We start from the raw sequence: 13353 nt of genomic DNA, 5'->3' as shown, positions 1-13353 counted from the left end.
CATGCCCGGGCTTGTCCCGGGCATCCACGTCGGGCCGATGGGACCGAAGCCGGGCGGGTGCTCCCGGCCTCGCCACGTGGATGGCCGGGATAAGCCCGGCCATGACGGCCGCCTATTTCCCGACCAACGGCGGGAGGGGGCGCTCCTTACGCCCCGCCGTTGATGTCCGGCCGGCGCGAGGCGTGCCAGGGGATGAGGAAGTGCTCGATGGCATCGAGCGCCATGAAGAGGATCACCCCCATCATGGAGAGCACGAACAGAGCGGCGAACATGAGCGGCAGGTCGAAATTGCCGTTCGCCACCTGCAGCACGTAGCCGATGCCCGAGTTGGAGCCGACGAACTCGCCCACCACCGCGCCCACCACGGCAAGCGTGATGGCCACCTTCAGCCCCGAGAAGATGCCGGGCAAGGCATGGGGCAGGCGGATGCGGATGAAGGTGCGCAGGCCCCCGGCGCGCATGGAGCGGGCGAGGTCGATCATCTCCTTGTCCACGCTCTTGAAGGCGAGCACGGTGGAAACCACCACCGGGAACACCCCGAGCAGGAAGGCGGAGATGATCTTCGGCAGCACGCCGAAGCCGAACCACACCACGAACAGCGGCGCCACCGCGATCTTCGGCACCGACTGGGAGAAGACGAGGAGGGGATAGAGATAGCTCTCCACCGTCTTCGAGGAGGCGATGAGCATGGCCAGCGGAATGCCCACCAGCGCACTCAAGGCGAAGCCGCCCAGCGTGGCGTAGAGGGTGGGCATGGTCTCGCGCAGCAGCATCGGCCACTGGGCGATGACCTGCTCGATCACCAGGGTCGGCGCGGGGATGAGATAGGGCGGGATGCGCAGCAGGCGCACCGCCAGATCCCACCCCACCAGGATCACCGCCACGAGGATGAGCGGGCGGATGGCATCCATGCTCATGAGCTTGGACAGCACGTTGGCGCGCGTGGACTGGACGAGAAGGGTGTCGGTCATGGCATGCCTCCTCAGACCACGGATTGTCGCTGCTCGCCGAGGCGGGCGATGCCGAGGCGCACCTCCTGCCCGCGGGCGAGATAGACCTGCGGCTTCAGGCCCAGCCCCACCCCCGCCGGCGTGCCGGTGATGATGAGGTCGCCGGGCTCCAGCGTCATGAAGCGGCTGACATAGGAGACGATCTCCGCCACCTTGAAGATCATGTCGCCGGTGGAGCTGTTCTGGCGCATCTCGCCATCCACCGAGCACCACAGATCGAGGGCCTGCGGGTCGCCCACCTCGTCCGCCGTCACCAGCCAGGGGCCGATGGGGCAGAAGGTGTCGTGGCTCTTGCCCTTGGTCCATTGGCCGCCGTGTTCCAACTGGTGGGCGCGCTCGGACACGTCATGGGCGATGCAATAGCCGAAGACATGAGCCAGCGCGTCCGCCTCGGACACCTTGCGGGCGGTGGTGCCGATGACGACGCCCAGCTCCACCTCCCAGTCGGTCTTTTCCGAGCCCTCCGGCAGGCGGATGGCATCAAAGGGGCCGCAGAGCGAGGTTGTGGCCTTCATGAAGAGGATGGGCTCTTCGGGAATGGGCAGGCCGCATTCGCGGGCGTGGTCGTGATAGTTGAGGCCCACCCCCACGATCTTGCCGATGCCGGTGAAGGGCGGCGCGAGGCGCACCTCCCCCTCCACCACGGGCAAGGAAAGCGGGTCCACCGCCTTCAGCGCATCGAGGCGGGCAGGATCGGCGATGAAGGCGGCGTCGATGTCAGCAACGACACCGGAGAGGTCGCGGACCGTGCCGTCGGCGGCGAGGAGGCCGGGCCGCTCGGCGCCGGCCGCGCCATGGCGCAGGAGCTTCATGGGGTGAGCCTTTCGGGAATGCGGGTGTCCGCAGCTGCCGCCACTGGTGCGGCGACGGGCCGGCGCAGTTCGGCGGACTGGATGCGGTTCTCCAGCCAGTAGAGGCCGGGATTGATCTCGCTGGCGCCCTCGGCCATCAGGGCGTCCAGACGGCGCCCGGCCGCCTCCGCCTGGTCGCGGTCGAGGGCTTCGATGGTGAAGAGATATTGCTGGCGCCCGGGCCCGCCGGAATAGATGCGGCGCTCGGCCGTCATGATGCCGGAAATGGCCTCGTCCACCTCATAGAGCCCGCCGGACAGCGTGCCGGAGGTGTCCTCCGCCACGACCGCGCGAACCATCCCCGCCAGCGTCGCGGCATCGGCCTTATGGTCGAACCGGCGCTGGAGGATGTAGGGGGCATAGCCCCCCGCACGGCCCACCCGGCAATGGTTGCGGTACAGCGAGCGCACCGGATTGCGAAAGTGGGTGAGGGCTTCGCTGGTCCAGGGGGTGGGGCGGTTCAGCGCGGCGAGATAGGCCGGGCTGCCCAGCACCTCGGGACCATCCGTGACATAGCACATGAAGAAGCGCGGGCTGCCGAGGAGGGCGCGATAGCGCCGCCCCTCGATGAAGCCGGGAATCCCCACCCGCTCCGGCATGTGCTCGCAATTGTGCCATTCCTGATAACGGAGCTCGTAGTCCGCATCGATGTCGGCCCAGAAGCCCATAAAACCAAGGGCTTCGGCTGGTGCTTGGCCAGTGGCCGGAGCGGCGTGGGGATCTTCGCTTGTCATGGCGCCGGCCCCTCAGAAGAGGCCGTCGCGGACTTCGTACCGCGTGGGCTTGCCATAGATGGCGCCGCCCTTCTCCACCCAGTGGGCCACCCAGTCGATCATCCGGGCCAGCGGCACGTTGGGATAGCCGAACAGGCGCTGGGCCTGGTAGGTGCTGTTAGCCCAGCCGGTGGGCTCCTCCTCGCCCTCGAAGATCGGCGCCTTGCCGAACTTTTCGCCGAAGGCGTGGGCGATGGCCCGCACGCTCGCCTGCTCCGGCCCGCCGATATTGATGGGGCTGGTGGGCACGGTGCAGTGCTTCAGGCAGCGCAGGATCTGCGCGTTGGAATCCCCCTGCCAGATCACGCTGGCATGGCCGGTGCGGATGGGGATGGGCTCGCCGCGATGGACCCAGCTGGCGATGTCGTGCAGCACGCCGTAGCGCAGGTCGATGGCATAGTTCAGCCGGGCCAGACGGCCGGGCGTGCCATGCACGTGGGAACCGTACTCAAACGCCCGCTCGCGACCGACGCAGGAATTGGCATAGTCGCCAACCGGGCGCGGCTGCACCCGCTCGTCCCAGCCATTGTGGGCGACGACGCCGAACGGATAGACGCACAGGGTGGAGAAGGCGACAATCCGGCTGTCGCGGAAGTGGGAGGCGACGGTCGCGGGCACCATGGTGTTCATGGCCCAGGCGAAGGAGGGATCGTCATTGGTGCCGAACTTCTTGCCGGCCATGTAGACGACGTTCTTCACCTTGGGCAGTTGCGCCACCGCCTCCGCGTCCAGGAGGTCGCAGCGGATGGTCTCGATGCCGAAGCCCTCCAGCTCCTCCTTGGACCCCGCCTCCGAGAAGCGCGCCACCCCGATTACCCGCTTGTCCGGCGCGGCGCGCTTGGCCATGCGGGCGAGGGAGGGGCCGACCTTGCCGGCGACACCCAGAACGATGATGTCCCCGTCCAGGGTGGCGAAGTCGTCCACCAGCCCCTGGGTGGGACGGGAGACCAGCTCCTCGAGCTGCTCCTCGGTCTCGATCAGGTCCGGCACGGTGTCGAAGGTCAGGCGTTCACTCACGAATCCACTCCCATTTTCGCTGACAGGCCTCGAATGGCACCTGAACGGTGGGGTGAACCGCACCGAACCGGGGCCTGAACCGCCCCGAACATGGAGGGGTTCGGGTGCCGGCCTGCTCATCTATTGGGTAACGCCGTTACCCATATCTATAGGGCTAGATTCGTCCAAAGTCGGAGTCAAGCGGGTATTTTCAGAGGAAGGCCACTGTTTCGGCGCCGATCTGGCCTTGCCACGCTCGAAATCATGGATAACATCGTTATCAGTGAAAGCGTGGCGCGTCGAAGGGTAGATGAGATGGCGAAAGTTGCGGCCGGGGCCCGTCCCGAAAAGATCGACGAGACCATCGTCTCCGTGGAGCGCGCCTTCGACATCATCGGGATGCTGGCCGATTCTGTGGATGGCTTTCCCCTGGCGGAGATCGCGCGGCGCCTGGACCTCAACAAGGCCATCGTCTCCAAGCTGTTGAACACGCTGGAGTCGCAGATGCTGGTGTGGCGCGATGAGCGGGCTCAGCGCTATTATCTCACCTACCGCATCAGCAATCTGGGCCTGCGCCACCTGCAGACCAGCCGGCTGCTGGACCAGTGCTCCGCCGCGCTCCGCCAGCTGGCGGAGGAGACCGGCGAGCTGGTGCGCCTCGCCATCGTCGAGCCCGGCGGGCAGAGAATCGTGTGGGTGCAATCCTTTGCGGGCAGCAAGAGGTCGCTGCGCATCGATCCCAACTACACGCTGGAGATCGGTCTCCACACCCACGCCACCGGCAAGGCGTGGCTCTCGACACTGCCCTTTGCCGATGCGCTCAAGTTGTTGATGCATCAGGGAATCGAGGCGTCCACCGCCTATTCCAAGACCTCCATTTCCGACATAAGGGAGGAGCTGGAGGAGGTGGCGCGGCGCGGCTTCGCGCTGAGCTATGAGGAAAACGAGCTGGGCGTGGGCGCCGTCGCGGCCCCCATCCTCGCTTCCACGCTGGGCGGCGCACCGGAATGCGTAGGCGTGGTGAGCCTTGCCGCTCCCACCAACCGCATGAGCCGGGCGGATCTCGAAAGCTGCGGTTCCTTCGTGATGGCGACCACACGGCGCCTGGGCGAGACCTGGCCGCTGGAGGCCCGCGCCCGCAGCGGCGCCTTCCCGCGCATGGTGGAATAACCGGCTCACTTCAAAGGATAAAATCATGGGAGCGAACGCGGCGCCGCGTGTGCGGCTGGCCGAGGCGAACCTGCGCGAGCGCGCGGCGAAGCTGCGGATGCCGTTCCGCTTCGGCGTCGCCACGCTGCGAGAGGTCCGGCAGGCCGAACTCACCGTCCGGATCGAGGCGGCGGACGGGCGCGGCGCGGTCGGCATCGCCGCCGAATGCCTTCTGCCCAAATGGTTCGACAAGAATCCCGCGCTCTCCGACGACGACAATGTGGAGCAGCTGCGCACGGCGCTGAACGTGGCGCTGGAGCTTTATGCCGGCCTGCCCGCCGACACCCCGTTCGGCCTTTCCGCGGCGGTCTATCGGGAGCAGCAGGCGCGCTGCGCCGCGCTGGGCCTCAATCCGCTGGTCGCCTCCTACGGTCCCGCTTTGGTGGACCGGGCCATCCTCGACGCCACCGGGCGGATGCTGGGGATGTCGTTTTCGCAGATGATCCGGGGCAATGTAGCGGGTATCACCGTTAGCTCCGGCTTGACGGAAGATCTCCAAGGCTTCGACCTCGCCCAATTCCTGGGCAATCTGCGGCCTCAGGATACCATCGGCGTACGCCACACGGTGGGCATGGTGGACGCCCTCACGGCCAACGACCCGCTCGAAGGCCCTGCCGATGGGCTGCCACAAACCCTTGAGGATGTTGTCAAAACCTACGGCTGCCGCTTCTACAAGCTGAAGGCGGGCGGCGACATCGCCGCCGATCTCGACCGCCTCACCCGCATCGCCGCCGTGCTGGATGCCGGCCCTGCCGACTATCGCGCTACCTTGGACGGCAACGAGCAGTATTCGGATGTGGATGGTATCGTCGAACTGTGGCGGCGCATGTTGGAAAAGCCAGCGCTTTCAAGTCTTTGTGCCTCTACCCTCTATATCGAGCAACCCATCCGCCGCGCCGTCGCACTGGAGCGGGAGGTGGGGGCTTTGGCCGTCCTCAAGCCCGTGATGATCGACGAATCGGACGCCACCCTGGATGCCTTTCCCCAGGCTATCTCATTGGGATATCACGGCGTTTCCAGCAAGACCTGCAAGGGCTTCTACAAATCCATCCTCAACGCCGCCCGCATCGCCAAGCGCAACGCGGCACTGGGCGAAAGCCGATTTTTCCTTTCCGCAGAAGACCTTTGCACCTGGGCGGGCATCAGCACCCAGCAGGACCTGGCCCTCGTCTCCCTGCTGGGCCTGACCCACGTCGAACGCAACGGCCACCATTATCTGGACGGCATGTCCTTCGCCCCGGAGGACGAGCAGTGCGCCTTCCTCGCCGCCCATGGCGATCTCTATCACCGGCCTCCTGGCGGCCCGGTGCGCCTCGCCGTCGCCAATGGGAGCGTGCGGCTGAAGTCGCTGGATTGCCAAGGCTTTGCGGTGGGCGTTCCGCCCGTCATGGGTGGATGACCAGCCCCCACCACATCCATGCCGTGAGCAGGGAGAGGGGCACCCCGACGCCGATGACGAGCGCCACGAGGTCCGGCTCCAGATCGTGATCCAGCGCGATGATGCTGGCCCCCAGCATCGGCGGCATGGCCATTTCCAGCATGGCGACTTGCGCCACCGGATCGCCGCTTCGTCCGAGCGCCGCATACATCAGGAAGATGGCCAGCGGCGCCAGCAGCAGCCGATAGCCGAGCCCCACCGCCAGCGCCCCCACCCGGCCGGAAATGCGATCAAGTCGAAGGGCATAGCCCACGGCCGCAAGGGCGATGGGGGTGAGCGTCCGGGCCAGCGCCTCGACCAATTGGTCGAGCCATTCCGGGCGCGGCACATCGTTCGTGGAAAAGGCGATCAGGATGGCCCAGAACGGAGGGAAGGTCGCGATCCGCTTCGCCACCGCCCGCCCGTCGAAATGCCCCGCGCTCGCCACGGCGGCAATGGCGAGGCCCAGCGTCGACAAAGCGAGGTAGGAGCCGAAGAGGTCGATGACGATGCCCAGCCCCAGCCATTGGCTTCCGGCGAAGGCCGCGATCATGGGCAGGCCGACGAAGGAGGTGTTGCCCCAGCCGCCCACCAGCAGCAGTGCGCCGGCCCTACTGTGCGACCAGCCGAAGGCGCGGCAAAGCGGCACGATGACGAGGATGGCGAGGATCGCGCCGATCCAGGGGGTGGCCGCAGCCAACCACCAGCCGTCGTCCATCTTCAGCTGATGGACGCTGCGCAGCGCGGTCGCCGGCAAAGCGACGTTGATGACCCAGCCGCCGAAGGCCTTCGTGGCGGTGTCGGGCAGTCTCCCGGACCAGCGCAGCAGGACGCCGATCACGAGGCAGGTGACGATCAGAGAAATCTCGTGCATCCCGATGCCCATACGGACCGCGCCGCCGATCCCGCGGACAATGGCGTGAGCCTCGCCGCAAGGGAATAGGTTGGGCGCAGTGTCATCCGCCGAGGAAGGCGCCGCTCGAACCGATCATCGAGGATGAGCGACGGCGGTGGCCAGGGCGAGCAGCATCTCGTCCTTGCCGCGCGGGGCCATGGCGGAGAGCCCGAGCGGGCAGCCCTCCAGTGTCGCCAGCGGCAACGAGATCTGCGGCGTCCCGGCATGGCCGGAGAGGCACAGAAGCTCGATTGCGCGGGCGCGGAAGGCTTCAAGATCGGCCAGAGGCGTGCCGCGCCGGGGCGCGATGCCGGGGGCGGTGGGCAGCAGGAGAATGCCGTCGTCGCCCAGCAGGGCATCGATCCGCGCCCGCACCTGCGCCCGCAAGGCCCGCGCCTCGGCGACCTCAGCCGGATCGAGCGTCGCGGCGGCGGCAAAGCGCTCCTTCACGCCGGGGCCGAATTCCGGCTGCGCGGCACGCACCCAGTCGGCGTGCTCCGCCCAGGCATCGGCCGACTGGAGAATGCGGAAGGCGTTGCGCCAATGGGGCAGGGCACCATGGGCCACGTCCACTTCTTCCGCCGCGCCATACAGCGCCGTGATCCGCGCCAGGGCCGGTGCCAGTGCCGCCGTCACCTTGGGTCCGGCGGCCTCGAACAGATCGCGGGCCAGCAGCAGCCGCGGCGCGGGCATCGCCGCAAGGCCCCCCAGCAACACGGCACCGACTTTCTCGAAGGTCTGCGCATCGCGCGCGAACCAGCCCACCGTGTCGTAGGAAGGCGCCAGCGGGACAGCACCCGCGATGGAGATGCGGCCATGCGTCGGCCGCAGCCCGAACAGGCCGCAATAGCTGGCGGGCAGCCGCACCGAGCCGCCGGTGTCGGAGCCGATGGCAAAATCCACCAGCCCGCCCGCCGTCGCCGCCGCCGAGCCGGAGGAGGAGCCGCCGGGAATGCGCCCCGGCGCGGCGGGGTTGATGGGTGTGCCGTAATGGTGGTTCTCGCCGTTGAGGCTCCAGGCCATCTCGTCCGTGTGGGTCTTGCCCACGAGGCGCGCGCCGGCACGGAGCAGCAGGTCCACCACCGGCGCGTTCGCGTCCGGCACGCCATGGCTCGCCAGCCACGCCGGGCTCCCGGCCGCGGTGGGCACGCCGGCGACATGGAACAGGTCCTTCAGCGCGAAGGTGAGGCCGTCGAGCGGCCCCGCGCCCGTGGGGGCAAGCTCGAAGTGGCCATGGGAGACGAAGGCGTCGAGCGTGTCATTCACCGGCATGAGCGATCCGTGGGCGGCGGGTGGCGAGAGGGCAGGGTGAGGCGACAAGGATTATCCGATCCGCGCGCCCGTGTCTTCGCGTGCCGACACCTGCAACCGGGACGGGGTTGGGCGGGGCGCCTCGTGCTGCTATCACCGGGCGGGCGCTCGAGGATCTTCAGCCATGTTCAACTGGAACGACCTGATCTTCTTCCTCGAACTGGCGCGGCAGGGCCGGCTGATGCCCGCCGCGCGGCGGCTGAAGGTGGACCACACGACGGTGTCCCGCCGCATCAGCGAGCTGGAGAAGGACCTTTCCCTCAAGCTGTTCGACCGCAAGCCTGACGGCTTCGTACTGACCGAGCCGGGCCATCGCCTGTTTGCCGTGGCCGAGCGCATCGAGCAGGAGGCGGTGGGCGTCGAGGAAACGCTGCAGGCGGCCCCCAGCGCGCCGCGTGGGCATGTGCGCGTCGCCTCCATGGAGGGCATCGGCGCCTTCTATCTCGCCGAACGGTTCGCCGAGCTGGCGGAGAAGGAGCCGGGGCTGGTGGTGGAGTTGGTCACCGAACGCCATCTCATCAACCTCACGAAGCGCGAGGCGGACATCTCCATCTCCTTCGTGCCGCCGCAGGGCCAGCGCCTCGCCGTGCGCCGGCTCGGGGCCTTCCGCCTCGCGCTCTATGCGGCGCCGGACTATGTGCGGCGCTTCGGCATGCCGAGGACGCGGGCGGAACTGCCCTCTCACACCTTCGTGGACTATGTGGAGGATCTCGTCGCCATCCAGCCGGTGCACTGGCTGCTGGATGTGCTGGAGCCGCTGAAGGTGTCGTTCCGCTCCACCTCCATGCACGCCCAGCAGAATGCGGTGGCGCGCGGTGCCGGCATCGGCCTCCTGCCGTTGTTCTCGGCCAAGAGCAATCCCCGCCTCATTCCCATCCTCACCGACGAGGTGGTGGTGATGCGGGACATCTATGTGAGCGTCCATGAGGATCTGGAATTCATGGGCCGCTTCCGCGCCGTGCTTCAGCACCTCGCCGAGGTGGTGCAGCGGGACGCGGCCTATCTGACGGAATTCTGAGGGGGGCGCGTGAGCGCCCCTAGACCCGCTCCCCCGGCAGGAAGCCGAGCAGGCCCGTTCCGGGCGCGCAGTTCACATATTCGAACTGGTGCTTGTCGCCCTCGGGCAGCACGAACACCTCGTGCCAGGTGCGCAGCTGGTTGGCCTTGCCGTATTTGCGATAGCGGGCGATGGCGGCGGAGAAGATGGCCTCGTGGGTGGGGTGGTGCTCTGCCCAATTCTCCAGATGGCCCAGGGAGAGGAAATAGCCCAGCGCATGGGTTTCCAGCACCGGCGTGCCGGCCGCGTCGCAGGTCTGCTGGAAGCGCAGGGAGGCGCAGCCGGAGGCTTCGCCATTCTCTTTGAGGAAGTCCATGCCCTTCATCAGCGGCGTGCGCAGCTCGCGCATGTAGTTCTCCGCCTGCTCGGGATCGCACCGGCCCCAGAAGGCGGCGGAGCGGATGACCGCGAAATTGTGGGGAATGGCGAGCCGCCAGCGCGCCCCCTTCGTCTCCCGCTCCACCGGCACGAGCGCGGCAAAAGAGCTTTCCAGCGTGTCTGCGGCGGCGAGCGGGATGCGGTCGCGCATGGCGCCGTAATAGCCGCACCACGGGGTGGGATAGAGCGCCACGTCCGGCGCGGCGGAAAGGCCGCCGGCATAGTCCTGCCAGTAGATGCTCTCCTGCCGCTCCACCGGCACGGTCATGCTCTCGCGGAAATAGCCGGTGGGTTCGCTGAGGCGGGCGGCGTCCTCCCACCAGCCGGCGACGACCGGGTCGGCGAGGAAGCGGTCGCGCTTGGCCTCATCCAGCCAGTAGGCGGCAAGGATGTGGGTATAGAGCCCGTTCTGGTCCACGAAGGCGGCATGGTCGCTGACGGTCGGGCCATCCGGCAGGGCAAGCGCCTGTTCGATCCAGCCGAAGAAGGGCGAGGCGTGGACCTCCTCCGCGCTCTTGCCCTGCACGCCATGGAAGGCGACGCAGAGCGCGCGGCAGTTGTTGGCGAAGGCGGTGGACCAGCGCTGCACCACCGGCTCGAAGCCCTTCGGCTTGCGCAGGGGGTGGACGCGGTCATAGACGGGCATGGCCATGGGTGTCGTTTTCCTCTTTTGCCATCGGCCTCGGTCTTCGACCGATGCCAAGTGGGCCCGCTCATGCGCCGCGCGGGCTGTTCGTGATCTTGGTCAGTGAACGCCGAAATAGGCCTTGTGCAGCTCGCCATCGGCGGCGAGGGCGGCGCTGGTGCCGGAGGCGACGACGCGGCCCTGGGCCAGCACATAGCCGTCATCCGCCACATCCAGCGTCTGCCGCACGTTCTGCTCCACAAGGAGGACGGTGTAGCCCTCCTCCTTCAGCTGCCGCACGATGCGGAACACCTCCGAAACGAACAAGGGCGACAGGCCGAGGGACGGCTCGTCGAACACGATCAGTTCCGGGTCGGTCATCAGCCCGCGGGCGATGGAGAGCATGGAGCGTTCGCCGCCCGAGAGGGTGCCGGCCAGCTGGTTGCGCCGTTCCTTCAGCCGCGGGAAGGTCTCGAACATGCGCTCCATGCGCGCAGCGAGACGGTGGCGGTCCTTTTCGAGGAGGCCGCCGACCTTGAGGTTTTCCAGCACGCTCATGCGCGGCAGCACGCGGTTGCCCTCCGGCACGGTAGCGATGCCCAGCGCAGCGATGCGATGGGTGGCGAGATTGGTGATGGTGTCGCCCCCGAACGCCACCGATCCGCGCCGCACCGGCGTCAGCCCCAGGATGGAGCGGATGAGGGTGGACTTGCCCGCCCCATTGGCGCCGAGGATGCAGGTGATGCGGCCGGGCTTCGCCTCGATGGAGACGTCGTGCAGCACGTCCGCCCGGTCATAGCCGGTGGTGACGCCGGAGACGGAGAGCCGGCGGGAGGCTTCGGGACGGGGACCCTGGGTCCGGCTCATTGGGCGCCTCCGAGATAGGCGGTCTGCACTTCGCGATCGGCGATGAGGGCGTCGAACGGCCCTTCGAAGATCTTCTTGCCGAAGTTCAGCACGATGCAGCGGTCCGAGATGCGGCGGATGACGTCCATCTCATGCTCCACGAGGACGATGGCGAGGTCCGGCATCTCCTCCCGGAAGGCGAGCAGGTCGTCCATCAGCGCCCGCGTCTCCTCATGGGTCATGCCGGCGGAGGGCTCGTCCAGCAGCAGCAGGCGCGGGCCGCCGACGAGCGCGCGGCAGATCTCGATGCGCCGCTGGTCGATCATGGTGAAGCTGCCGGCCGGCTTGAACAGGTTCGCCGCGATCTGCGGGTTGAAGCGGCGGGTGAGGGCCGTCGCCCGTTCCACCAGCTCGGAAAGCTGGCGGCGGAAGCGGCCGCGCAGGACGAGGGCGGAGAGGAGGCTGAGGTCCAATCTGTTCAGCGCCCCGAGGGCGATGTTGTCGAACACGGTCTGGTCCAGCATCAGCCGCGAGCGCTGGAAGGTGCGGGCGACACCGGCCCGGCCGATCTCCTGCGCCGAGCGGGCGAACAGGTCCTGCTCCGCGAGTTGCACCGCCCCGGCGGAAGGCTTGTAGAGGCCGGTGAGCACGTTGAAGAAGGTGGTCTTGCCCGAGCCGTTCGGCCCGACGAGGCCGATGGTCTCGCCCTTGCCGACGCTGATGTCGAGGGCGTCCAGCGCCGTCAGGCCGCCGAAGCGCATGGTGAGGCCGGAGCAGGCGAGCAGCGGGCTCATCGGGAGCCTCCCTTCACGAGCGCGGAGAAGTCGCGGACCGCGCGCGGCATGAGGCCGGAGGGGCGGAAGCGCAGGATGGCGATGACCAGCAGGGCGAAGATGACGAGGCGGAATTCCTGGATCGCCTGCAGTTTCTCGGGGATGACTAGGATGACCACCGCCGCCACCACCGCGCCCCAGAGATTGCCGAGCCCGCCCAGCACAAGGATGGACAGCATGATGAGGCTGTCGCCGAAATTGGCGCTGTTGGGGTTCACGAAGCCGTTCATCATGCCGTAGAGCGCACCGGCGACCCCGATCATGGCGTTGCCGAGCAGGAAGGCGGTGGCCTTCCAGCGGGCGATGGAGAGGCCGAACACGCTGGCTGCCACCTCGTCCGAGCGCACCGCATCGAGCGCCACGCCGACGAACGAGGTCTCCAGACGCCGCACCAGGAAGAAGGCGAGGGCGAACAGGGCGCAGGAGGCGAGCGCGTAGGGCAGATAGAAGGAAACGTCGTAGGGCCCGATCTCGGTCACCCGGCTGAAGTCGAGGCCGAACAGGGAGAAGGATTTCACCTTCATGCCCTGGGGGCCGCCCAGCACGTCGTTCACCTCCAGGAAGGCACGCAGCAGCAGGCCGAAGGCGATGGTGACGAGGGCGGCATAATGGCCCCGCGTGCGCAGCACCGGTAGCAGCAGGACGAGCCCCAGCACCGCCGCCGCGAGGCCGGCGATGAGCAGGACGAGGAGGTGCGGGATGCCCGTATGCCCCAGCAGCGCCGCCACATAGGCGCCCACGGCGAAGAAGGCGGCGCCGGCGAAATTGGGCACGCCGGCAAACGCCATCTGCAATGTGAGGCCCGCGGCGGCGGTGGCGAACAAGGCGACGGTGGCCATCATCAGCAGCGTGTAGTGCTCCTCGCGCAGCGCGGCGGCGATGGCGAGGGTGCTGAGGGCGGCGGTGAGGTTCACCGTGCCGGGATGGGCGCGGCAGAGGCCGACGATACGCCGGCCCACGGGCACCTTCTCCGCCAGCGCGAACACCCCGACGAAGGCGGCGAGCAGCGCGATCACCTGGCCCTGCTGTTCGGCATGGAGCAGGAAGCCGCCGCCGGCGAACAGGAGGGCCACAGTGGCGGCCACGGCGAGGCGCGCGAGACCGCCGGTGCGGGCCGTATCAGCGGGAAGGGAGGGGGCAAGGTCCGCCATG

General features: G+C 67.9%; 13 protein-coding genes. 3 read left to right on the top strand and 10 right to left on the bottom strand.

The window, feature by feature from the left end; genetic code table 11:
* Positions 1-146 precede the first annotated feature (146 nt).
* From FHT36_RS13175 to FHT36_RS13160, 4 genes are all read right to left on the bottom strand, one after another.
* Positions 147-971 carry an ABC transporter permease gene (locus FHT36_RS13175; protein ID WP_169122952.1) on the bottom strand — a complete coding sequence of 275 codons (825 nt, stop codon included), beginning with the start codon at positions 969-971 and terminating at the stop codon, positions 147-149.
* An 11-nt stretch (positions 972-982) separates the two neighbouring features.
* Complete coding sequence (locus tag FHT36_RS13170) at positions 983-1822, bottom strand: fumarylacetoacetate hydrolase family protein (RefSeq protein WP_169122951.1); 840 nt, start codon at positions 1820-1822, stop codon at positions 983-985.
* Complete coding sequence (locus tag FHT36_RS13165) at positions 1819-2529, bottom strand: DUF4286 family protein (protein WP_169122950.1); 711 nt, start codon at positions 2527-2529, stop codon at positions 1819-1821. The genes FHT36_RS13170 and FHT36_RS13165 overlap by 4 nt, the downstream gene beginning before the upstream one ends.
* A 78-nt stretch (positions 2530-2607) precedes the next feature.
* Positions 2608-3651 carry an NAD(P)-dependent oxidoreductase gene (locus tag FHT36_RS13160; protein ID WP_348644451.1) on the bottom strand — a complete coding sequence of 348 codons (1044 nt, stop codon included), beginning with the start codon at positions 3649-3651 and terminating at the stop codon, positions 2608-2610.
* Between the two features lie 294 nt (positions 3652-3945).
* On the opposite strand from FHT36_RS13160, the gene FHT36_RS13155 reads away from it, so the two are divergent.
* Together FHT36_RS13155 and FHT36_RS13150 are read left to right on the top strand one after the other, a co-directional pair.
* Positions 3946-4800, top strand: a complete 855-nt coding sequence (locus FHT36_RS13155) for an IclR family transcriptional regulator (protein WP_169122948.1) — start codon at positions 3946-3948, stop codon at positions 4798-4800.
* 25 nt (positions 4801-4825) lie between these two features.
* Positions 4826-6238, top strand: coding sequence for a mandelate racemase (locus FHT36_RS13150; RefSeq protein WP_169122947.1), 1413 nt, complete (start codon positions 4826-4828; stop codon positions 6236-6238).
* Here the strand turns inward: FHT36_RS13150 and FHT36_RS13145 are convergent.
* Both FHT36_RS13145 and FHT36_RS13140 read right to left on the bottom strand, forming a co-directional pair.
* Positions 6225-7130, bottom strand: a complete 906-nt coding sequence (locus tag FHT36_RS13145; RefSeq protein WP_169122946.1) for an AEC family transporter — start codon at positions 7128-7130, stop codon at positions 6225-6227. The two genes, FHT36_RS13150 and FHT36_RS13145, sit on opposite strands and share 14 nt — an antisense overlap.
* Before the next feature lie 114 nt (positions 7131-7244).
* On the bottom strand, positions 7245-8423 hold the full coding sequence (locus FHT36_RS13140) for an amidase (RefSeq protein ID WP_169122945.1): 1179 nt from the start codon (positions 8421-8423) through the stop codon (positions 7245-7247).
* Positions 8424-8586: 163 nt separating this feature from the next.
* On the opposite strand from FHT36_RS13140, the gene FHT36_RS13135 reads away from it, so the two are divergent.
* The gene (locus FHT36_RS13135) at positions 8587-9480 is read left to right on the top strand and encodes a LysR family transcriptional regulator (protein ID WP_169122944.1); all 894 of its coding nucleotides are present in this window, start codon (positions 8587-8589) and stop codon (positions 9478-9480) included.
* Between the two features lie 19 nt (positions 9481-9499).
* Here FHT36_RS13135 and FHT36_RS13130 read toward each other — a convergent pair whose 3' ends face one another.
* The 4 genes from FHT36_RS13130 to FHT36_RS13115 form a co-directional block, all read right to left on the bottom strand.
* On the bottom strand, positions 9500-10549 hold the full coding sequence (locus tag FHT36_RS13130) for a phenylacetaldoxime dehydratase family protein (RefSeq protein WP_169122943.1): 1050 nt from the start codon (positions 10547-10549) through the stop codon (positions 9500-9502).
* Between the two features lie 93 nt (positions 10550-10642).
* Positions 10643-11389 (bottom strand): ABC transporter ATP-binding protein, encoded by a 747-nt coding sequence (locus FHT36_RS13125; RefSeq protein WP_169122942.1) that lies wholly within the window; start codon positions 11387-11389, stop codon positions 10643-10645.
* On the bottom strand, positions 11386-12162 hold the full coding sequence (locus FHT36_RS13120) for an ABC transporter ATP-binding protein (RefSeq protein WP_169122941.1): 777 nt from the start codon (positions 12160-12162) through the stop codon (positions 11386-11388). Before FHT36_RS13120 ends, FHT36_RS13125 begins: the two co-directional genes overlap by 4 nt.
* Complete coding sequence (locus FHT36_RS13115; protein WP_210257737.1) at positions 12159-13352, bottom strand: branched-chain amino acid ABC transporter permease; 1194 nt, start codon at positions 13350-13352, stop codon at positions 12159-12161. The genes FHT36_RS13120 and FHT36_RS13115 overlap by 4 nt, the downstream gene beginning before the upstream one ends.
* Position 13353: the final 1 nt, after the last annotated feature.

It is taken from the genome of Xanthobacter sp. SG618 (genome assembly GCF_012932745.1).
GTDB lineage: Bacteria > Pseudomonadota > Alphaproteobacteria > Rhizobiales > Xanthobacteraceae > Xanthobacter > Xanthobacter flavus.
This window is presented reverse-complemented; position numbering and strand designations above follow the sequence as displayed.